The 22195-nt window shown below is 70.1% G+C and carries 16 protein-coding genes and 1 pseudogene; 10 read left to right on the top strand and 7 right to left on the bottom strand.

Features of this window, described 5'->3' with window-relative positions; translation table 11 throughout:
• Positions 1 to 8 precede the first annotated feature (8 nt).
• The 7 genes from ACFYPJ_RS26105 to ACFYPJ_RS26075 all read left to right on the top strand — a co-directional run bounded on the left by ACFYPJ_RS26105 (position 9) and on the right by ACFYPJ_RS26075 (position 10527).
• Positions 9 to 635 (top strand): class I SAM-dependent methyltransferase, encoded by a 627-nt coding sequence (locus tag ACFYPJ_RS26105; protein WP_389021780.1) that lies wholly within the window; start codon positions 9 to 11, stop codon positions 633 to 635.
• 13 nt (positions 636 to 648) lie between these two features.
• Positions 649 to 837, top strand: coding sequence for a hypothetical protein (locus ACFYPJ_RS26100; protein WP_389021778.1), 189 nt, complete (start codon positions 649 to 651; stop codon positions 835 to 837).
• A gap of 15 nt (positions 838 to 852) precedes the next feature.
• A complete protein-coding gene (locus ACFYPJ_RS26095) occupies positions 853 to 5055 on the top strand; it encodes an amino acid adenylation domain-containing protein (protein ID WP_389021775.1) in 4203 nt (1400 codons plus the stop codon).
• The gene (locus ACFYPJ_RS26090; RefSeq protein ID WP_389021772.1) at positions 5048 to 6058 is read left to right on the top strand and encodes a TauD/TfdA family dioxygenase; all 1011 of its coding nucleotides are present in this window, start codon (positions 5048 to 5050) and stop codon (positions 6056 to 6058) included. The genes ACFYPJ_RS26095 and ACFYPJ_RS26090 overlap by 8 nt, the downstream gene beginning before the upstream one ends.
• 62 nt (positions 6059 to 6120) lie before the next feature.
• On the top strand, positions 6121 to 7389 hold the full coding sequence (locus ACFYPJ_RS26085; protein WP_389021769.1) for an ATP-dependent carboxylate-amine ligase: 1269 nt from the start codon (positions 6121 to 6123) through the stop codon (positions 7387 to 7389).
• A complete protein-coding gene (locus tag ACFYPJ_RS26080; protein ID WP_389021766.1) occupies positions 7386 to 9251 on the top strand; it encodes a hypothetical protein in 1866 nt (621 codons plus the stop codon). Before ACFYPJ_RS26085 ends, ACFYPJ_RS26080 begins: the two co-directional genes overlap by 4 nt.
• A gap of 10 nt (positions 9252 to 9261) precedes the next feature.
• Entirely contained in the window at positions 9262 to 10527 is a 1266-nt protein-coding gene (locus tag ACFYPJ_RS26075; protein WP_389021763.1) for a Zn-dependent hydrolase, read from the top strand.
• A 10-nt stretch (positions 10528 to 10537) separates the two neighbouring features.
• Here the strand turns inward: ACFYPJ_RS26075 and ACFYPJ_RS26070 are convergent, their stop codons facing one another.
• From ACFYPJ_RS26070 to ACFYPJ_RS26055, 4 genes are all read right to left on the bottom strand, one after another.
• Positions 10538 to 10891 (bottom strand): hypothetical protein, encoded by a 354-nt coding sequence (locus tag ACFYPJ_RS26070; protein WP_389021761.1) that lies wholly within the window; start codon positions 10889 to 10891, stop codon positions 10538 to 10540.
• Positions 10892 to 11422: 531 nt separating this feature from the next.
• Complete coding sequence (locus ACFYPJ_RS26065; protein ID WP_389021758.1) at positions 11423 to 12451, bottom strand: alpha/beta hydrolase; 1029 nt, start codon at positions 12449 to 12451, stop codon at positions 11423 to 11425.
• 13 nt (positions 12452 to 12464) lie between these two features.
• Positions 12465 to 12815, bottom strand: coding sequence for a hypothetical protein (locus tag ACFYPJ_RS26060; protein ID WP_389021755.1), 351 nt, complete (start codon positions 12813 to 12815; stop codon positions 12465 to 12467).
• A 14-nt stretch (positions 12816 to 12829) separates the two neighbouring features.
• Positions 12830 to 13252 (bottom strand): TetR/AcrR family transcriptional regulator, encoded by a 423-nt coding sequence (locus ACFYPJ_RS26055; protein ID WP_389021752.1) that lies wholly within the window; start codon positions 13250 to 13252, stop codon positions 12830 to 12832.
• 787 nt (positions 13253 to 14039) lie between these two features.
• Between ACFYPJ_RS26055 and ACFYPJ_RS26050 the strand changes: the two genes are divergently transcribed.
• The 3 genes from ACFYPJ_RS26050 to ACFYPJ_RS26040 all read left to right on the top strand — a co-directional run bounded on the left by ACFYPJ_RS26050 (position 14040) and on the right by ACFYPJ_RS26040 (position 19064).
• Positions 14040 to 14921, top strand: coding sequence for an alpha/beta fold hydrolase (locus tag ACFYPJ_RS26050; protein WP_389021749.1), 882 nt, complete (start codon positions 14040 to 14042; stop codon positions 14919 to 14921).
• 295 nt (positions 14922 to 15216) lie between these two features.
• Positions 15217 to 15612 (top strand): hypothetical protein, encoded by a 396-nt coding sequence (locus ACFYPJ_RS26045; RefSeq protein ID WP_389021746.1) that lies wholly within the window; start codon positions 15217 to 15219, stop codon positions 15610 to 15612.
• Positions 15613 to 15938: 326 nt separating this feature from the next.
• A complete protein-coding gene (locus ACFYPJ_RS26040; protein WP_389021743.1) occupies positions 15939 to 19064 on the top strand; it encodes a discoidin domain-containing protein in 3126 nt (1041 codons plus the stop codon).
• Here the strand turns inward: ACFYPJ_RS26040 and ACFYPJ_RS26035 are convergent.
• From ACFYPJ_RS26035 to ACFYPJ_RS26025, 3 genes and pseudogenes are all read right to left on the bottom strand, one after another.
• Positions 19055 to 19333 (bottom strand): annotated as a pseudogene (locus tag ACFYPJ_RS26035) (IS630 family transposase); the annotation flags it as partial. The gene ACFYPJ_RS26040 and the pseudogene ACFYPJ_RS26035 overlap by 10 nt on opposite strands.
• Positions 19334 to 19378: 45 nt before the next feature.
• On the bottom strand, positions 19379 to 19759 hold the full coding sequence (locus tag ACFYPJ_RS26030) for an antibiotic biosynthesis monooxygenase family protein (protein ID WP_389021741.1): 381 nt from the start codon (positions 19757 to 19759) through the stop codon (positions 19379 to 19381).
• Positions 19760 to 20195: 436 nt separating this feature from the next.
• Positions 20196 to 21989, bottom strand: coding sequence for an acetolactate decarboxylase (locus ACFYPJ_RS26025; protein WP_389021738.1), 1794 nt, complete (start codon positions 21987 to 21989; stop codon positions 20196 to 20198).
• Positions 21990 to 22195: the final 206 nt, after the last annotated feature.

Genomic DNA, 22195 nt, shown 5'->3' with positions numbered 1-22195 from the left:
CAGGAAAGATGCGTCACGCGCTGCAGCAGGACGACCCGGACATCTTCTTCACCAATACGGCCATGGGACAGCGGACGCTCTACATCGATGGCGCGCAGGCCATGCAGGAGTGGGAGAAACCGCTCATGATCCGGAGCGGAGAACTGGTGGTCCGGCAGGGCAGCGAGTTTCTTGAATGCGGCCTCGGCCTGGGCCTGTCGGCCCTCGCCGTCGCAGGCGCACAGAACACGACGCGGCATACCGTGGTGGAGCGCTATCAGCCGGTCATCGACGAATTCCAGAAGACGCACCCCTCACTTCCGGCCACCCTGGATATCGTCCAGGACGATTTCTTCGACTACATAGAACGGCTGCCGGACGAATCGGTCGACGGCATCATGTTCGATCCCTGGCTCCCCAAGGAGATCCGGGACGACGAATCCTGGTGGACGGAGGTCATCGGACAGATGATCCGTGTCATGCGGCCGGGCGCGGCATTCGTGCCGTTCTTCTCCACGACCAACGAACTGTGGCCGCGCTTCGCCCCCCGCTTCCGGACCGTCCTCGTCGAGCCGCACCCCTTCACCGCATACCCGACGACGAGTTACACCGAGGGCACCTCCGGCACCGCATACATCCAGTGCTTCATCAAGTGAGGAGGACCCCGACATGCCCTTCCACTTCGCCACCGTCAGCCAGAAGCTGACCGCTTCCATGGGCGGACGCGCCGCCTACCAGGTCCTGGCCATGGCGTGGAACGACGAGACGAACGAGATGCGGTATCTGATAGCCGCACGGGAGCGGCCCGTCTGGGTCAACGATCAGGAACTCGTCAGGGTGTTCACGGAGGACGACTGAGACAGGCGGTGCCGTGTGATCTCCTCCCTGCTCCAGGCATTTCTCGCGCAGGTGTCGAGCCGGCCGGACGCGGTCGCCCTCCACTATCCCGAATCCGCTGATCCGGAGGTGATGGACTACCGGACTCTGGACGCCCGCTCGGACCGCCTGGCCTCTCACCTCGCCGGTGCCGGAGTCCGCGCGGGGGACACCGTAGGCATCTTCTTCGCACCCGAACCGACCCTGATCCTCTCGGTGCTGGCGGCTCACAAGCTGGGCGCCCGCTACCTCATGCTCGACGCGGATCTACCCGCCCCGCGGCTGGGGGCGGTCATCGCCGACTGCCCGATGACCGCGGTGCTCGGCCAACTGCCCCCCGACGTCACCCTCGACCCGGACACGACGCAGCTCGGATTCCCGGCTGCACGTGACATCTCCGCCGGCCACGGCGACCGGCGGTATCCGGTCCCCGAGGCCGCGGACGCCGGCGAACTGTACGTCTGCTACACCTCGGGCAGTTCGGGCACGCCCAAGGGGATCGTCGCCAAGACGTCCTCCGTGTTCAACCTGGTGACCGCCGAGGCCAGACTGAGCATCGGTCCCGACGACCGGGTGGGGCAACTGTCCAATCCCGCTTTCGACGCGTTCACCTGGGAAGTATGGGGGTGCCTGCTCGGCGGCGGCCGACTCGTGGGGGCCGACCGGCGGCTGGCCGCCGACACCGGGCGCTTCGGAAGCTTCGTCCGTGCCCGGCACGTCACCGTCGCCTTCATGACCACAGCCGTGTTCAACCTGCACGCGGCGACGTCACCGACGGTCCTCGCACCGCTGCGGCTGCTCGTGTTCGGCGGCGAGAAGGCCGACCTCGCGGCGGTACGTCTGGTGCGGTCCGCGATGCCGGGCCGACTGGTCCACGCGTACGGGCCGACCGAGACCACCACGTTCGCCACCTGCCAGGTGGTGGACGAGGTCGCCGCCGATGCGACATCGTTGCCGATCGGAACGCCGCTGCCCGGGTACGAGGCGACGGTCTGGCATGCCGAAGGGCGCCCGGCCGCCCCTGGAGAGCCGGGAGAGCTGTACATCGGCGGGGCGGGGGTGGCCGTCGGATACCTCAACCGGCCGGAGCTGACCGCCGAGCGGTTCGGCCCCTCGCCCGCCGACCCGGCCGGGCCCGTCACCTACCGCACCGGCGACCTCGTCACCACCGACGAGGCCGGCCTCATCCACTTCCTCGGCCGCAGGGACAACCAGGTGAAGGTGCGCGGCCAGCGGGTCGAACTGGAGGACGTGGAAACCCACTTGAGGGCGCTTCCGACGGTGCGCGAAGCCGTCGTCTGCCCCGTCCGGGACCGCGATTCGGTGAGCCTCGTCGCCGTGGTCGAAGCCGCACGGCGGCACGGCGCCGTCTCGACGTGGAACGGCCTGTACGACGAGCTGTACCGCGGGATCGATCTGCAACGTGAGGACCACCGCTACCGCGGCTGGAACGCCTCCGCGACCCACCAGCCGATCCCCGCCGACGAGATGCGGCACTGGCTGGTCTCCACCCTCGCCCGGATCCGCCGGCTGCGCCCCCGGCGCATTCTGGAGATCGGCGTCGGATCAGGGCTCCTCCTCAACGCCCTGGCGCCCTCCGCGGACACCTACTGGGCGACCGACTTCTCCCACTCGGTCCTGGACAAGCTGGCCGAACAGTGCGCCACGCACCCGGAGCTGGCCCGGGTCCAACTGCGCCACCGCGAGGCGATCGACCTGTCGGGACTGCCGGAGAACACGTTCGACACGGTCATCCTCAACTCGGTGATCCAGTACTTTCCGTCGGTCGACTACCTCTCCCAGGTCCTGAAGGGCGTGCTCGACCTGCTCGCCCCGGGCGGGTGCCTCTTCGTGGGAGACGTGCGCAACCAGCGTCTGGCGGGCCGGTTCTACGCCGAACTCGCCGAGCACACCGTGGAGGGGGCGCACGCGCGAACCGCGGCACAACTGGCCGAGGCCGAGACCGAACTCCTCGTCGACCCCGACTACTTCGCCCTGCTGCCCCAGGTCTTCGACCGTATCGACGCGGTCGATCTCCTCGTCAAACGAGGCCGCCACCGCAACGAGCTGACCGACTACCGCTACGACGTCCTGATCGGCACCGGTGAGACCGGTTCCGCGCGCTCCGATACCGCCCTCGAATGGACCTGGGACGGCGCGGACACAGCCGGAGAGGCCCTCGTGGGCCGGCTCGCGGACGTGGCCGCCCGGCCCGTCGTCGTCACAGGCGTACCCAACGCCCGGCACCGCCCGGCGCACTCGGGCGCGGTGGAACCGGAAGACCTGTACGACATCGGCGCGGCCGCCGGCCGGCCGACCCTGGTGAGCTGGGCGGCCGCCCCGGACGAACTCACCACCTGGTTCCTGCCGGTGGACGCGGACGACGCGGTCTCCGGCACTGCGAGGCCGCGCGCCGCTCGATCGGAGACCTGGCCCACGGCCTACGCGAACACGCCGACCGGGCAGCGCGCACCGCACTCCCTCGCCGAAGACGTGGTCCGCCGGCTCAGGACAGAGCTGCCCGCCTACATGATTCCCAGCCGGGTCATCGTCGAGGACCGGTTGCCCCGCAACGCCAACGGCAAGCTCGACCGGCGCGCGGCGGCAGACCTGGCCGAGCGGTACACGCCCGCGCAGAAACCGGCCGAGTCGCCCGCGACCTTCCGCGAGGCCTCGGTGCGGTCCGCGGTGGCCGCCGCGCTCGGCGTGGACAAGGACACGATCGCACCGGGCGACGACTTCTTCGATCTGGGCGGCCATTCGATCGCGGCTGTCCGTCTGGCCCACTGGCTCAGCGGCCGGCTGGGCGTGGACGTCTCGACGGGCGACATCTATGAGGCGCGCACCGTCCGTGAGATCGCCGCCCGCATCTTCCCCGAACGGCAGGACCCGCCGCAGGCGCGAGCGGCTCGGCAAGGGGTGGGGGAGTCCGCAGCCGAACCCCGCCCGCGGACGCCCGCACCCGAGGTGCCGTCCGCACCGGGAGAAGCGAATGACGTACCCGCCGCCGTGGACGCGGCCCTGACCGACACGGAGGATGTCGCCCTGTCACGGCTCGCCGCCGCGGCCGACGTCACACGGCACGACCTCACCACGGCGGCCCTGGTCGCCTCCCTCGCCCGGCTGACCGGCGCCGGGGCCGTCGTCATGCTGCGGCCCAACCACCGACTGGCCCCGCAGGACGTCCGGTCCTGGCGGACCAGCCGCGGCGTCGCCGCGTGGGTGGTGACTCCCGACCCCGGCCACGGGCTGCGGCCCCTGTCCTTCGCCCTGGTCCGGGCCGAAGCCCGGAGCCTCACCGAAGAACCGGCGCTGAGTGATCCGCAGCACAAACGGGACATCCCGGCGGACCTGCCGGTCCTGCTGTACGGCCCGGCCGCCCTGCTGCCGGAGCCGGGCGGGGAACTCCCGACCGGAACGGGCCTGTTGGTGATGGAATCCCAGACCGGGCACGGCACCTCGGCGCGTCTGTGGCACGACGCGCGGCCCGCCTACTCCGGACTGACCACGGAGCGTCTGGCCACCGACTGGAACGCGTGGATCCGCGCGGGTCTGCACGACCCGGAGTGTCCTGCGGCCGCGAGTGAATCGTTCTTGCCGGAGGTGCGGGAGGTGATGGCGGGGCAACGGCTCGTCATGCGGACCGGGACTCTTGCCCCGCTGCTTCCCGGCGGAGTGCGGCCGGCCGCGGGCGACGCCGTCCCCGTCTACGTCCTGGACCAGGCCAACCAGCCGGTCCCGGAGGGCCGGCCCGGGCGGTTGCACGTGCCCATGGCCTCCCTCGACACCACGGGGCCGGCCGCGCGCGACGGCCACCCGGCGGCGGACCGGATGATCGCGGACCCGCTGCGGGCGGGGGCCGTCATGATACGTACCGCCGCGACGGCCCGGTGGCACCGGGCGGCCGGGGCGGAACTCCTGGCTCCGGATGCGGCGGCCGAGGCCGAGCCCGCCGAGGAGCCGGCCCTGCACCAGTCTCCGGCCGGGCCGGATGTGTTCGACGACGAGCTGGAAATGTTCACCGTCCTCGTGAACGGGACCGGCGAGAGATCACTGTGGCCCATGAGTATCGCCGTGCCGGCGGGGTGGGGGGCCGAGATCGCCCCCACGTCCAGGACAGCAGCCCTCCAGCAACTGAACCCTGTACGCGACCCCGCACACGGCGAGTCCGACCGACGTATGGAGTCCACACATGAGTGAAACGGCGCCCTCGAACGACTTCTCCCGGCCCTCCGGGACCTCACAGCACATCCTCACACCTGATGAGGCCGCGCAAGTACGACACTTGTCCCAGCAGGTAAGCCGGGAACACGCCGATCCGAACGACGACGACACCCTCGGCGCGCTGGCCGCCCTCGCAGGCGATCTCCCGCTGAGCCTGCGCGCCTTCCTCCACCGGGAGCGGCTGGCCGAATCACCGACCGGTGTCACGGTGCTCAGCAATCTCACCGTGGCCCAGAACGTCGGGCCCACTCCGCGGAACTGGCGGGACGCCGACATCCGGGAGAGCCGTCTGGACGCCTTCACCGCACTGCTGCTCGGATCGCTCCTCGGCGATCCCATCGGATGGTCCGCCCAGCAGAGCGGCCGCGTCGTCACCGACGTGCTGCCCTCACCGGGCATGGAGCAGAGCGACATCAGCGCGTCCAGCGCACGAGAGCTGAGCTGGCACACCGAGGACGCCTTCTCCCCCTACCGTGCCGACTGGGTGGGCCTGCTGTGCCTGCGCAATCCGCACGCCGTGGCCACCACCGTGTCCCGGCTGACAGTGGGGGAGTTACCCGAACCCGCCGAACGCGTACTGCGGGAACCCCGGTTCGTACTGGACCCGGATCCGGCCCACGAACTCGACGACGGCCCCGCTCCGGACAGCCTGCCCGTCGCGCTCCTGACGGGCCCGCCGGACGCGCCGACGCTGCGTGCCGACCGGGACTACATGCGGGCCGTCCCCGACGACGACGAAGCGGCCCAGGCGCTGAAGCAGCTGATCCAGCATCTCGACGACCGGCTGACCGACGTCGTCCTGGGGCCGGGAGACATGGCCTTCATCGACAACAACGTCTTCGTCCACGGCAGGCGCTCCTTCCAGGCTACCTACTCGCCCACCGAACGGTGGCTCAAGCGCGTCAACGTGGTCAGGGACATCCGCCGTACCCGCCCCGGCCGGATCGGCGGAAGCCGCCGCGTCCTGCGCAGCCTGTGACCACAGATCCGTGAACGGACGCGTTCACACCCGCATCCCGCCGAGCAAGGGGAACCCTCATCATGAACAGTTCCACGGACGCCGGGCAGCGCAGGCTCCTCCTGGTGGAAAGCCGCCGCGCGACCTTCAACGAAAGCCTGCTGGCCAGGCCAGACGTGACCACAGTGCTGTTGCGTCTGGGTGACAGCTCCACCCGTTCGCACGGTTCGGGACCGGACGGCCAGAACGCGGAGAACACCCGGCACATGTTCGTCCTGGACTCCTCGCGGTCGATCGACCAGGAGGCGGCGCGCTACCGGGAGTGGATCGGGCACATCGGCATCGTCCCCGAGTACTTCTGCAATCCGAACGAGGCCGTCCAGCCCCAGGCCCAGGCGTTCGCGGCCGCCGTCGGACTGCCGCACCTGACCCAGGAGCAGGTGCTGCTCGTCCACGAGAAACCCGCGATGAAGAAGCTGTACCACCGCATCGGGCTGCGCTCGGCGGCGTACGAACTCGTCGACGGCGTCGGGGAGATCGAGCGGTTCGCGGCCGTCCACGGCTGGCCGCTGATCCTGAAGCCGGTCGACTCCGACTCGTGCATCGGGACCTGGAAACTGCGCGAGGCGGACCTGCCGCACGCCGAACAGCTCCTGCGAGACGGCCACCGCTGGATGGTCGAGGAGTACATCAAAGGCCACGAGCACCAGCTGTGCGCCCTCGTCGCGGACGGCCGGGTGCTCGACGCCTACGTCTCCAGCAACCCGGCGCCGATCCTCGACGTCCTGGAGGGCGCGATCAACGCCAACATCACGCTCGCCCCTTCCGAACCCAAGCCGATCGACGCGGTCGCGCTGTCGCAGCAGCTGGTGGACGGCGTGGAGTACCGCAGTGGCTACCTGCACGCGGAGTTCTGGATGACCGATACCGGGGAGTTCGTGATGGGTGAGCTGGCCGCTCGGCTCAGCGGCTGCGAAGTCCCCCTCAACCACGGTCTGTCGTACGGCTTCGACATCATGCAGGCCATCACCGACCTGTACGTGGGCAGGACACCGACGCTGGAGTACACCCGCGACCGTGCCGTCGGCGACCTGCTCCTGCCCACCGCGCCCGGCGTGGTCACCGAGATCACGTCCGCCGAGGAACTGCTCGCGCAGGAAGGGGTGATCTCCTGCCGTATGCGCGCGGCCGTCGGCGATCTGGTGGATCCGCCGCGCGCCTCCTTCGCCTGCAGCGGCGTGGTCCAGGTCACCGGGCAGGACTCCGCCGAAGTGACCGACCGGATGCGGAAGATCCTCAGCGGCTACCGGTTCACGACCGGGACGCCCGACGCCGCCCGGGACGCGCGATGACGGGGAAACACGATCCGGGCTCCCCCCGCCAGCCGGACGCCGCGTTCGCGGGCCACCGGGAGGCCTGCGACTACGCCGCGGCAGTCGCCCGTTTCCTGGCCGGTGACGGACCGGCACCCGTTCCGGTGTGGGTGGGCGACCGGACCGACCTCATGGCCTCGATCGACGCGGCCAACAGGCTGTATCGGATCTCCTCGCACACCGCCACGGTGACCGATGTCCACATCGTGCGACCGCAACGGCTCCCCGACGCGCTCCGGGACATGATCCGCGCGCTGCCGTCCGCCCCTGGCCGGCGTTCCCCGACGACCGTGGGGCTCTACCAGGACCTGCGGTTCGGTGACCGCACGGCCTGGGGGCGGGACCAGGCCCAGGCGTCGGGTGCGGAGCCGGCCGTGTTCCTCACCGGCCGGGACGTGCACTCGCTCAGCTGGATGGTGGCCAAGCAGTGGGCGGACCCCGAGGAGCTGTCGGGGGAGCTGGTGGTGACCGACCTCGACCACCGTCCTGCACTGGGCGGCGCCGAGTGGATCGACCCCGACGACATCGCCCGCGGCGACCGGATCCAGCTCCTGCGCGACCGGCCCTGGCGCCGGGTGCTGCTGCACGGCAACGGCCAGGACGACAGCCTGAACCTCGGCCGGCACACCATCTGCGGCAGACGCCAGGGAGCCTACGAGCCGAGCGGATACGGACCGTCCTGCCACTTCGGCCAGGGCTGCTACAAACCCGAACGGGGCCTGATCCCGGTCGGCGGCATTCCCACGGGGTCCCTGACGCTGCTGAACTGCTTCAGCGGGCCGTCGGGCCGGCTCGCGACCTACCACGACGACTACCAGCTGCTCCTGGCCGCCGTCGACGGCCCGGCCCGCTCCATCGTCATCACCTCCACCGCCTGCGACGCGGGGCGCCCGGAGATCCAGGCATGGCTCGACCGTCCCGGCGACCCCGCCACCGCCATGAACCAGAGCGTGGCGGACGCGAACCCGTACCCGGTGTTCTTCCAATGCGGCACCGAGGCGACGCAGGCCACGGCACCCGCGGGCGCGAGGCAGCCGGGGCCGGCCCGCCCGTCGCACAGGGCCTCCGCAGCGGGAGGGACCGGACAGGGCGGCTCCCTCGCCGAGCGGATCCGGATGCTGTCCGCCCGCTCGATGGCCATCGGCCGGTCGGGGCTGGTACCGGAGAACCATCCCATCGCCACCGAGCTTGCGGATCTCGACCGCTTCCTGTCCGCCATCTCGGTCCGCGACGCCCTGCGCGATCCGGACCTGACCCGGCTCCACCGCGAACAATGCGATGTCAAGACGGCCGCACTGGACGCGCGGATCGCCCGCAGCCTGTTCACCGAGAGCGCGATCTCCCGCTTTCCGACCTTCTTCGGCGATCGCAGCACGGTCCAGCCGGGCCCGATGAAACAGGCACCGCCCTGCCCGTGCGGCGAGCCCGCCTCCGTCTTCGTACGACTCCCTGTGCCGGCCCCGCTGGTGCCCGTCTCGCAGACCGTGTGCGACAGGTGCGGCGACATCGAGAACGCCATGCTGGGCGCCCCGGAGGTCCGCGTGCGGGGCCCCCGGCGGATGCGGAAGGGCGAAACGGCGAAGATCGCGGTGGAACTGACCGCGGCGCCCGGGACGGTGCCCGTCGCGGGCCTCGGCCTGCGGGCATCGCTGCGCGCCGAGGCCCGGCCCGCCGCCTGCCGGGTGGCGATCGACCAACAGGGCCGCGGCACCGCTCACTTCGAGCTGGCCGTGTCGTCCGACACCCGGGCGCAGGCCGAGTACCTGCTGCCGTTCGCCGTCAACGACCTGGCCGTCAACGTCGGACGATTCCACTTGCTCGTAGAACCCGACACGGAGTGAGGTGCCGAACGTGCCGAAGGCGTCTTCCAACAACCTTGCGTCGGAGCGGGTGAACAGCGAGCGACTGCTGCGCCGGATCGAGGAACTGGCGAAGTTCGGAGCCACCGGCGACGGCGGAGTCACCAGGCTCGCCTACTCAGAAGATGACATACGGGCGCGTTCGGCCGTCGCGGACTGGCTCGCGGAGGCCGGCATCCACTCAAGGGTGGACGCGGCAGGAAACCTGATCGCACGGGTCGTCGGCCTGGGCGGCTCCCGGCGCACCCTGGCCACCGGCAGCCACCTCGACACCGTGGTCCAGGGCGGCAGATTCGACGGCGCCTACGGCGTCATGGCGTCGCTGGAAGCCGTGATCCGGATCGCGGAGTCGGGGACACCGCTGTGGCACGACGTGTCCCTGGTGGTCTTCTCCAACGAAGAAGGCGCGAACGGCACCCCCGGGATGGTCGGCTCGCACATCGTGTCCGGCGCCCCCGTCGACGTCGACCAGGTCGATCACACAGGTGTCCCACTGTGGAGGCGGATCGCGGACGTGGGCGGAGACGCCTCGGCACTCGCCGGGGCCGTCTGGGCGGACGACAGCATCGCCGCGTTCGTCGAGATGCACATCGAGCAAGGCCCGGTGCTGGAGGACGAACGGGCCGACATCGGCATCGTCACCTCCATCACCGGCCGGTCCAACCTGGTCATCGGCATCACCGGACAGCAGCAGCACGCCGGCACCACCCCGATGGCCAATCGCTGCGACGCGCTCGTCGTCGCCGCGCGCCTCATCGGGGAGGTGGACGCACTTGCTCAGAAGGGCGCTGTCCGGGTCGCCACGACGGGCCGCATCACCTGCTCACCGAACGTGTGGAACGTCGTGCCCGGATCGGTCCAGCTCACCGTTGACCTCCGGGACGAGGACCGGAGCCGCATCACCGCGGCGACCGCGCACATCCGCCGCCTGGCGGGCGACCTGGGCGCGACGACCGGAGCCGTCGTCGACGTGCGCCAGGGGCCCGAGGTGCTGCCCGTGGCCATGGACGCCGAGCTGGCGGACTGCATCAGCGACGCGGCCGGCCAACTGTCGCTCCCGTCGCTGCGCATGCCGAGCGGGGCGGGACACGACGCCCAGTTGGTCGCCCGGTCGGCACCCACCGCGATGATCTTCGTTCCGAGCATCGGGGGAGTGAGCCATGCCCCGCAGGAGAACTCCCACGACCACCATCTGACGCAAGGCGCGGACGTGCTGCTGAGAGCGCTCCGCCTGATCGACGAACGCCTCAGGAAGTGACACGGCGGGCTCAGGCGGGGCAGCTGTCCGCGGTGCGGATCGCGCCACCGAGGTTCTCGTCGTCGGTGCCGAGGACACCCGTCCGCGCGGTGGTGGGGCAGGCGAGGGCTTCGACCTTGTGCCCTTCGAAGCGGGCGAGTTCGTCCGGTTGGGGCCGCACGGTCAGCAGCGGGGCGGCTCCGGACAGCAGGAGCGGTCCCTGCCGGAGCGTGCCGGCGTCGTAGACGGCCGAGTCGAACGGCCCGTCGTCCCCCGCGTCCGACGCGGACGTGATCGCGATCCTGCCCGTGGGGGACACCGCCAGGTCACTGACATGGCGTACGTTCTGCCGCGGGTAGGGCACCCGCAGCGCCGCGGTGCGCACCGGCCCGAATGCCAGGCCGGTCCAGTCCAGGCGGGCGGCGTGCAGGACCGCAGGGTCCTGGTCCTGCCCGCCAGATCGGCCCCGCCCGGCAGGTATGCCGCACCGCTGCCCCCGGACACGATGCCGTCGCCCACCGGCGCCCAGCCATCGGCCGCGCCGGCCGTCCCCGTGTTCTGCCCTACCAGGGCCGCCACCGCGGCCGCCGTCACACACCGCCACAGTCTCGCCATGCCCCGCACCCCAGTGCTTTGGCCGCATGGGTTCGCCGGGTTGGCGGGTCATGACGGTTGGATGTGCGGTGACGTGCGAACCGACCGCTGGAGGCGGGGTGGCCGAGACCGTCCGTGTGCGCAGACTGACCGACCTTCTGCCCGCCATCGCGACGTCCTGGATGAACGCAGGGAACGCCCTCGCATCCGCAGCGAGAGGGGCATCCGCTGGGGCGAACGCCCCCTCGCTGCTGCGGCCTGAACGACCCAGCGGGCCTGTGCGGTCAGAGCACCAGACGTTGAGGGACGTGCTCGGTCGGCGTCAGTGCCGAGCGAACCGGCGCAGGGCGACGAGTACGGGCGGCGCGAGCGTGTTCGGATGGTCGACGTCGTGCATCAGATGGTCCACTCCCGGCAGCGCCACTCGGCCCGGTCCACCGACATGCGCGTGGCGCAGGGCGGTCGTCAGGGCGTTCGTTGTGACACAGGGGACCTGGGCGTCGTTCGTGCCGCACGTCAGCAGCACCTTCGTCCCTGGCCGGAGTGCAGCGGTGGTGTCCGGTGGGTAGATGGCGTCGTCGCTTTTCACGAACCGGGAATTGGGGCCTTGGAACGCCTCGAAGAGCTGGGCGAGCGGCGGGGGCAGGTCGGTGGTGTCGACCGGTCGGTTTTCGCGCAGGGAGGCGACGGCTGCGTCGATGGCCGCGTTGACCACGCGTTGCTGCTCCGGTGTGAACTGGCCCTGCCGGGTCGCTTCGGCGACCTGGGCCTTGAGCTGGAGCGTGATCAGGTCCAGCAGGCGGATCGCCTGCGGTTGCAGAAGCGCCAGACTGGCCGGGGACGGGCGGACGGTACCGCCCAGCAGCAGTGCCGTCATCGCGCCCTCGCTGTGCCCAACGACCAGCAGGCCGTGTGGGTCGGTCTCCGGCTGATCGCGCAATGACTCGTACGCGGCCTGCGCCTGGCGGACGAATGCCGGGTAGTCGAGTTCTTCCGGGTGGTCCCGGTAGGCGCCGAGTCCGGTGCGGCCGGTGCCGTACTTGTCGAATCGCAGCGTGGCGATTGCGTCCCCGCCGAGCGTGTCGGCCAACTGCGCCAGGGTATCCGGTGCCGCCCCGGGCGGTTGGTTGCCGTCGCGGTCGGTGGGGCCGCTGCCCGGCAGCAGCAGAGCCGCCCGCAGCCGTTGCCCTGCACGATGCTCGGGAATGTGCAGGGTGCCGTACGTGGTTGTTCCGTCGGCCGTGAAGACGACCTCGCGGTCGGCGGCACGCACGAGACCGGGCGTCGCCTCGGCCGGGGTGGCGGTGCCGACGGCCAGGGCCATCAAAGCCGCTGCCAAGTGGCGAATCATGGGCCTTCCTCCGTCAGACAAGGGCATTCTCGACCAGGGCAACAGTCGCGCGGGGGTCGTCGACCTGGAGAACCAGGCGTGCGTACTTTTCGTCGGCGAGTTCGACCACGACAGCCTTCGACGGATCCCTGACGTCCCAGAAGACCTTGTCACCATCCTGATGGAATGTGCCCGCGGTGATCACACCGGGTACGTGGGAGCCCGGCGCGCGGATTCCTTTGAGGGCGGTGGTGATACCGGGATCGGCGGTCGCGCCACGGACGTTGGCCAGCGGGATGGTCAGGCGGCCCTTGAAGGCCCAGAGCTTGTCGAGACCCTCCATCACGACGACGAGGTCGTCGCCGAGGATACGTATCAGTGCCATGTCAGGTTCCCTTTTCAGATAAGAGGGCCGAGGTGGTGGGTCAGCGCGGTGGCGACTTTGTCGGGGTCGCCGCGCACAGGGATGCCCAGCGCGGCGGCCGTGAGAGCGGCGGCCAGGTCGGGGGGGAAAATACCGAGCGCATCGGCGATCGCCCGGTCGACGGTGGCCAACGCGGCCGTCACCTCAAGGGCGACCTCCTCGTCGACCGGTGCGCGTTCGATCGCCGCGAGGAGAAGCAGGTCGAGGTCGGCCGACGTGACGAGCCGCAGCACGGCCGCGGCATCCGTTGCGCCGGCGAGGGCGTCGAGCAAAGGGCGAACGTCGTCGGCAAGGTGGCGGCGCAGAACCATCAGGTAGAGGCCGCGCTTGCTGCCGAACGTCTTGTACGGACTGTTGCGGTGCACGCCAAGGTGAGTGACGAGATCGTCGACGGACACACCGTCATACGCGCGCCCGCCAAACAGACGCGCGCCCGCCAAACAGACGCACGGCCGCATGCACCACTTCGTCCTCGTCAAATGCTCTCGGCCTGCCCATGGCCACTACGGTAGGCAGTTAAGGAACGATTAGTCAAGAACGATCGTTCCTTAATCGCAGATCTCTTCCGTAGGCGCGGTCTTCCGGCAGTTGCGGACGTCCCCGGGACTACAGCACGGCGTCAAGTCGCTTGAGGGAACTCTTCCTCGTTCGATCGCTTCTCTCTTCGCGGGCCTGAAGGCCGGCGGCAGACGTTGCGTTTGAGGTGTCGCTGAACATCGCGAAGGCTCTTGCCGTGCGGGGACGGCCTCCGTCCGCCGAGACCGGCGGCATCAGCACCCGCCGGTAGCGCGCCGACCTGGTGCTTGCCACCGACGCGGGATCTGCTGCGGATTCTTTCTCCTGGTCGGTCTGAGCACACGGACGCAGTCTCGACCACCGCGCCTCCAGCGGTCGGTGCGGACGTCACCGCACACTCAACCGTCACGCCCACCCCAACCCGGCGAACCTATGCGGTCAAAGCACCAGAGAGCCGACCCGGGCCAGCGCAGGGCACCGACACACACCCTTCCTCCCAGCCCGGCCTGCGGCCCCGTCAGCGCACCTGGGGGCAGAGATCCCGCGGGCCGCCCATCATGTCCCCTGGACGGCCGCGCCCTGCGCAGACCAGCGAGCACTCTGTGACGCCGAGCCCGGGTGCTGGGTTAACAGGTGCGCGCTGCCGCTCCGCGCTGGCAAGATCCATGCATGCCGATTGCCGACGTGTCGCCCGGAGTGTCCATCGCCTACGAGGGCTTCGGTGATCCCAGTGCCCCTCCTGTGCTGCTCGTGATGGGTTTCGGTGCTCAGATGATTGCCTGGCACGAGGACTTCTGCCGTGCGCTGGCGGACCGTGGTCGCTACGTGATCCGATACGACAACCGGGACTGCGGCCTGTCCACCAAGTTCGACGATCACCCCGTCGACATCGGTCAGTTCATCAACGCTGTGAGCACAGGAGACATCTCTTCCGCCCTCGCGATGGTCCCCTACAGATTGCAGGACATGGCCGACGACGGCCTGGGCCTGCTCACCGCGCTCGGTATCGAGCAGGCACACGTGGTCGGAGCCTCGATGGGCGGAATGATCGCCCAGACGATGGCCATCTCCCACCCGGAGCGGGTGATGACGCTGACGTCGATGATGTCCTCGACCGGCGAAAGCGAATACGGCCGGTCCAGTCCCGAGGCCCAGGCGGTGCTGTTCAGCCCGAAGCCGTCAGACCGCGAGGCGTACATCGCGGCCGCGGACCGGGAACTGGTGTGGGCCTCCAAGCGCTACGGCGACCCCGCGGTCCTTCGGGAGCTGGCTGCCGACAGTTACGACCGTGCCTACTACCCGGCCGGGGTCGGACGTCAGCTCGGGGCGATGATCCTCAGCGGCTCACGCGCGGACGCACTCCGCGAGCTTCGGGTGCCGACGCTCGTGATCCACGGCCTGGACGACACCCTGATCGACCCCAGCGGTGGGCAACGCACGGCGGTCCTGGTACCCGGAGCCGAACTCCGACTGATCCTCGACATGGGACACGACCGCCCCCGCGAGCTCTGGCCCGAGATCATCGATGCCGTGGAGCAGCACACCAGCTGAGCACGTGGCTCGTAGGGTGCCGAGGTGTGGCAAGCCGGGGGAGTGTTTCGCGGCTCTGTTGCGTGAAACCGGTGAGTTCGCAGAACCTGAAGGTCAACGCGGCAGGAATTCGCTGATGAGCTGTGGGTTCTGCGGCGGGTAGGCACGTGGGTTCATGCGCGATGTGTCAGGCGAGATGAGGCTTCGATCGGTTGGGGAGGGCTCGGGGTGAGTTACGAATTGCAGGCGGTGATCGCGGGGGGACGAACTGCTTCGCGTCGCCTCACGGGAGGTTCCTGGAGCTCGGGTGGTGTCCGTGCGCCAGAGCCTGTCGCTGATGCCGATGACCGATGAGGTCGTCGCTGCCGTCACGGACGGCAGCGACGGAGGAGACCTGGGGTTCCATCGGCTGCCGGGGGGCTTCGCTACGTTGCTCGCTCGGTGGTCCTCCGCCGGGCCGATCACCTATGTGGAAGCCGACTACTTCGGGGGAGCCGGCGGGCAGCGAGCCGCCGTCTGGGCAGGCGGAGTACTCGTGCTGGGACCACTGGAGACGCCCGCAAAGAAGCGGTTCTCGCGGTCGGTCAGCCCGATCTCTCAGGCGCTGCGACGGCTTGGCGCACGAAAGGGCCTGGGCGAGGACGAATGCCAAGCGGTGGGATTGGACCGCCACCGGAGCACCGATGACTGGCTTTCGTCCAGCGCCGGTTAGACCAGGTTGGGGCCGATGGTGAAGCGCTCGGCATGGACGGCGCGGACGTAGTGGATCGCGGTGCAGTGAGGTGATTCCGAGCAAGCGCATCAGTCCGGCCGGGTCTTGCGGTCTCCTGCGCCTCGTCCGGGAAGCGGAACTGTGGGAGCTGGGTGCGTGCAGCGGGTGCGCACCCCAACCGCCCCATCAGATCCATCCGCCTCATTGGTCAGTCCCGTCAAGGCATTTAGGCGCGTCGCACCCCTTGACGTACCGACAAACAGGGACGAAGAATTGCCGCCGTCCGATTGACAACGTTGTCGTCAGTGTTCAGAGAGGCGCCGAGAGTGCACCAGGGTCCCCCGCCGATCAACCGCCGCCGCTTCGTCCAACTCCTCGGCGCCTCCACCGCTCTGGCGACGCTTCCCGTCGCAGCCGGCAGCGGCGCCGCCCGCGCCCAAGGCAACCCCCACACGGCCGGCGACGCGGTGGCGGAGACCTACTACCGCGTTCTGCTGAACCACACCCGCTGGTCCGAAACGCAGTGGGACCCGGCTCGCGGCTACTACACGGACAAGGACTTCGGCTTCGCCGTGGTGCTCGGCAACGCCGTGCTGCTCACCCACGGCGGCTACGACGGCGACCGTGCCGGGACGGACGAACAGACGCTGAAGGCCCGGACCATAGCCACGATCCAGCACTTCGCCGCCTCCAACCGCCTGACTGGCGGCACTCAATGGGGCCGGACCCTGTTCTTCGACACCACCTTCCAGCTGTACTTCGTACTCGCTGCCCGGCTGCTGTGGGACGACCTCGACGAGGCCACCAGGACCGACGTCGACACCATCGCCCGCGAACAGGCCGCCTACACCGTGAACCTGGGCACGGGCGACGATCCGAACTCCGGTAGCTGGACCCCGCACGGCCTGCTCGGCGGCTACCAGGGAGACACCAAGCTGGAGGAAATGGGTGTCTACGCACAGTCCCTGGCCCCCGGACTCGCCTGGGCCACGGACGATCCACGGCACACCGCCTGGGACGAGGCGTTCGGTGCCTGGTCCCGCAACGAAACCGGATTGCCGCAGGCAGACCGGGCGAATCCGGCGCTCGTCGACGGCGTTCCCGTCTCCGCCAACACCGCCCGCAACCTGTACGACACTTTCATCGTCGAGAACCACGGGTCCTTCGCGCCGCACTACCAGGAAGAACTGTGGCGCACGTCAGGCCGGAACGCCGCCCACTTCATCACCGCGGGCCGGCCGCTGCCGCAGGTGCTGACCGACCAGCCGAACGCCGACGCGCTGTGGCGCACCCTCCTCGGCGTGATGAGCGACGCCGGCGAGCCGTTGATGCCCATGGTCAACGATCGCGAGCACCTCTACGGCCGCGACGTGATCCCGCTCGCCTTCCTCGCCCAGGTCGTCGGCGACCGCGCCGCGGCCCGAGCGGAGGTGGCCCTGGCGGAACGACTGGAGGCGTACCAGAAATACCCCCCGGAGTACCGCCTCGCGAAGTTCTCCGGCGAGCCGAAGTACGAGCCGGAAGCCCGCGCCGAACTCGCCATCAGCTATCTCCTGCACGCATGGGCCGCGGTGCAGGGCCGTACGACCCGTCCGCTGTCCCCCGACGAACTGTTCCGCCAGGCGTCGGGAGTGACCGACTTCGGCACCGGACCGGGCCTCGTGTCGCACCAGTCGGCCGCTGCCTGGGCGGGCGCCGTCACCAAGCCGGGTTTCGTGAAGTTCTCCTGGCAACCGGCCCATGACGACTGGCTGTTCAAAGTCGGCGGCGCCACCCCCATGTTCCTCCCCACCGTCGCGGCACAGGTGAAGAACCGCCAGGTGCGCACGTACACCAAGCACCGCGACGGGTTCGACGGCAGCGCGACGATGTTGGTTGTGGCGTCCGGGTACGCAGGCTTCACGACCCTGCCCACCGGCGCCGTCGTCTACGCGACGACCGGCATCGCCGCAGGTGAAGGGCGTCTGGAGTGCTACAACCTCACCATGCCGGGCGTGCCTGGCCTGACGGGGTCGCGGACCTTCCGGTTCGCGGAGGGCAGCGCCACCGTGGCCGCCCAGGATTCCCGGGGGCCCGCCGCCACTCCCCGCGTGGACGAAGTGACCTTCCCCCGTACCGCCGTCCGGCACCTGCGCATGCTGGGCGTCCGGCCCGATCCCACGTACGGCTATTCGCTCTACGCCTTCGAGGCGCGCGACGGAGGAGAAGGCGCCGACCTCGCACGGGGCGGGACGGCCTCCGCCTCCTCCTACGATCCCGGCAAGGAGCCGACCCTGGCCGTCGACGGGAATGCCACGACCCGCTGGGCGGTGTCACGGGCGGACCGTCCCCGGGCGGACAGCTGGCTCGCCGTCGATCTCGGGGCCACGCACGCCGTGGACCGCGTCACCCTGCGCTGGGAGGCCGCCGCAGGCCGTGCCTACACGGTGCAGGGGTCGACGGACGGGCAGCAGTGGAGCGACCTCGTCTCCTGGCCGGTGCCCGACGTGTCCAGCCAGGGCGGCTGGCTGGACGTCGACGGCCGTGCGGGACTGCTCGTGCGCGGCTCGAAGCAGCCGCTCAGGGTGTACGACGACACCATCGTCCTGGCCGACGGCCCGGCCACACCCCTCCTGGTCGAGGGACTCCCCGACGCGTCGGCCGACACCCTGCGCGACCGAGCCGCCGCCGACGTCCCGCAGGCTGACAGCGGCTCCGTCGGCGTCGCACTCACCGACGATCACCTGAGCCTGTTCAACCTGTCCGACCGGCAGGTCACGACCCGCGTCGACATTCCGCAACCTGACGCCCGCCTGGTTCTGTTCGAGGGCCGGCAGACGGTGACCGCCTCCGGCAGCGCTTATGACGCCGAACTGGACGCCGCCACCGCCCGCCTGGAGCCCCCACGGCTGACGCTGAGCCCGGTGTCCGGTGGGCGGCTGCCCGTGGGCCTCCAGGCCGAGGTTGTCGACGGCGCCACCGTGCGGCTCACCGGCCCGGCCTGCCGCATTCAGGTGACCGGCCAGGGACAGACCGAGTTCGCGGTGGTCCGCGGCGGCCGTACGACGACAGTCACCTTGAGCCGGGCGGCCGCCTATCCCCTGGACGACCTGGCCCTGGGGAGCGTCGTCTTCCCGACCAACCCGCTACCGCCCGGCATGTCGGACCCCGCAGCCGCCGTGGACGGCGATCCGGCGACGGCGTGGACGCCCGGGCCCAACGGCCGCATGGTCGTCGACCTCGGCGCCCAGTTCCGCGTCCACGACCTCCGCACGGAGTGGAGCGGCGGCCGAGTGCCCGGCCTGCGAGCGGAGTTCAGCGGCGACGGCCTGGCCTACACCCCGGCAGGCGAGCTCACCGGCCACGGCCGCGCCCGCGGGCTCACCACTGATGCCACCGCACGCTACGTGGCGCTGTCGACCGACGCGGTGGGCAAGAACGACGCCGGGCTCATCAGCTTCTCGGTGCGTTGACGGCCTGTGGTCCGTGGCGGGGCTCCGGTCGTCCGACCGGGGCTCCGGTCGGTGTTGAAGTTGTGGATCACGTTCCGGAACCGGTCCGCGCTGGTGAACGTCAGTCCGGCCATCTTCACCACCGGCATGCCGTGGGCGGACAGCAGCACCATATGGGCCCGCGGCCAGTTCACCACTGAGCCGGCGCCCCTGCGGATGATCCGCAGCAGGCGCTTGCCCCCGTCGTCCTCGATTTCGCGGACGCGTACTCGTATCGCCCCCCCAGACAGCGCGGAGCGACGGCGCCTGCCGGACCAGGAGGTGACTTCCGTCGGTCAGCCTGCCGTCGGGTCCTGCGGGACCTTTGCTCGCACGAACCCGTGGCTCCGCTCCACTTTCGCCACATGCAGCGTGTAGCTCTGGTACCACTCGGCCTGCCCGCGCTTTTGCGCCGCGCGGTGCTCGGCGTTGCTCCGCCACTCCGTGAGGGCGTCGGCGTCGCGGAAGTACCCGACGGTGATGCCCAGCCCGCCAGGAGTCTGCGCGTGGTCCATCCCCAGGAACCCAGGGACGTCCTTCACCAGGTCTTCCATGCGTCCGTTGGTCTCGCTGTAGCCGCTCTGCTCCTGGGTTCGCACCGTAGTGAAGACAGCCACGTAGTAGGGGGGTTCATAGGCCTCGACCGGTGCGACAGGTGCTTCCGAGTGATCGCTCATGGCGTCACCGTAAGTCGGGATGCGCCCAACACTCCAATGTCCTTCCTGAACCGGACACATGAGGGATCGGGCTTTTGACCGAGAGTGTCGGCACGGGATGACGGCGCGGGCCGCACGGACGGGACCGGACCATTCGATGACGCGTGTGATCTCGACATCGCCGACGGAGAGGCTGTCTGCGGGCACAACGGGTCCTCCTGGGAGTGCGGGCCGGGTCCGGATACACGTGCGCTGACGGGGTTGCGGGCAGGACACGCGGGCCGTGCCGGGACGTCCGGCGCAGGGGCCTGGCGGGCCCGGAAGGTGCGGACGGCCTCCTCGGTCAGCGTTTCGGTGGTGGGTTGCACGGTGGCCTTCCCGTCGAAGGCCATGATCTTCAAGGCCATCATCCCGGGTCGGACCAGGAAAGCGGTGGTGCAGCGGCGGAGCGACCGGGTCACACCGCGCAGGACATCTCCGGGCGCGCGCTTCGGCGTCGTACTCGCCGTCCCGGCGGCCCGGGCCGGCGGACGCCCGCCAGTCTGGGTGAGACCGCTGCAGGGGCCGGGCCTCCGGTATGACGCGCCACGTGCTGCGGCTCGTACCCGCGGAAGTGCCGGGCCATGTAGATGTAGTGCGAGCCGACGTCGCTGACCACCGTGGCGTCGTCGTCCACCAGCTCGCGCAGCTTGAGGACCACGGCGGCGGGGTCGAGTCCCTCCTCGGTCATCGCGGCGTTGCGCGCCTCGCGGTCGATGCGTTCGAGGGCGGCACGCTGTTCGCCGACCGCCGCCTTCGCGTCGTCGTCAAGGCGCAGGCCGGAGACCGACGCCGCCAGCGCGGTGACGGTGGCGGCGATGTCGCCCCGCAGTTCGACCGTGGGCTGGTAGTGGTTGTCGACGTCCGCCGGCACCGAGTCGATGTGCACGACGGTGCGTGCCGGGTCGGTGTTCCACAGTCCGGGGTCGTACTCCACCGCGTCGTACCCGATGGTGACGAGCACATCGGCGTGCGAGATCAGGATGTCACCGGGCTGGTTGCGGAACAGCCCGACCCTGCCGACGAAGTGGTCCTCCAGCGCGCGGGAGACGACTCCGGCCGCCTGGAAGGTCTCGACGACCGGAAGTTCGGTCCCGGCGAGCAACCGTCGCAGCGCCGCACACGGTTCGGCGTCCGCCGCGCGCATGCCGACGAGGACCACCGGGCGCCTGGCGTTGCGGATCAGCTCCGCTGCCTTGCGGATCCCGGACTGCGGGGCGGGGCCGAGAGCGGGCACCGGCTGCGGACGGGTGACGCTCGCGGAGGTGGGGGCGCCCACGATGTCCGAGGGCAGGACGACGGCGGTGGCACCACGCGGCTCGGTGACCGCGGCCCGCAGGGCGTTGGCGACGGTCTCCGGAACGTTGTCGGGGTCGTTGACCTCGCCGACGTACTTGGTGAACGGCTTGAGCGCGGCGGTTGCGTCCATCGACTGGTGGGTTCGCTTGAGCCGGTCCCGGCGCGGTACGGCGCCGCACAGCGCGATCACGGGGTACTGCTCTGTGGTGGCGGTGATCAGGCCGGTGAACGTGTTGGTCGTGCCGGGGCCGGAGGTGACGATCGTGGCGCCCGGGATTCCGGTGAGCCGCCCGGCCGCCGCGGCCATGAGCGCGGCGTTGCACTCGTGCCGGCAGACGACCAGCCGGGGGCCGCCGTCGACCAGTACGTCGTGCAGGACGGTCTCCTGCTGCCCGGCGGTGGCTTCGGTCAGCGGCGGGTACGGGGGTTCCTGCTCCATCACGGTCCGGGTGCGCACGGCGCGGAACTCTCCGGTCACGCGGACGGCGTACAGGAGGTTCTCGCTCGTGATCGCCTCGTCGATCCGCTTGACCAGCGCCTCCCGACAGCATGGGGCGGTGACCTTCAGGCGGATGTCGGGCGCGAAACGTGTCACGGCGGCGAACGGGGTCAGTTCGTCGTCACCGGCGGGGCGCACGCTTCCGTCGGCGCGCAGGTGGTAGCAGACTCCGTCAAGCACGAGCATCTCGCCGTCGAGGCGGTTGAAGGTGCCGAGACCGAAGTCGCCGTGCTCCAGCAGTTCGCCGATGGTGACATCGCCGTCGTAGACACCGGCGAGGAGCGCGCCGATCGTCGACGTCTGGAACACCTCGCGGGGGGCGCCGGACGCGGTGCCGGCGCTGTGGTGGGCGAGGATGCCGCCGGCCCAGCGGCGGAAGTCCCTGCGAGGACTCTCCGTGGGTGAAGTGTTCATGGCCAGCCGTTCTCTGTACGGACAGAATTTCGATATTTAAGGCCGGGTAGCCCGAAATCTGCTCTTGATTGTGGGCGCGGCCCGGCGCCGCACGAATCCGTCGAATCCCCAGTCCCTTCCGGACGCCGGCCGAGCGGGTGCCCAGTGCCTGTCGCAGTCACGGAGAGTTACGGGTCGTCCGGCTCTCCGGAGCGGAGCCGGAGAAG

The organism is Streptomyces sp. NPDC006012 (assembly GCF_042871185.1).
In the GTDB taxonomy this organism is placed as follows: Bacteria; Actinomycetota; Actinomycetes; order Streptomycetales; family Streptomycetaceae; genus Streptomyces.
Note: the sequence above shows the minus strand (reverse complement) of the source record. Positions and strands in the feature narration are given on the sequence as shown.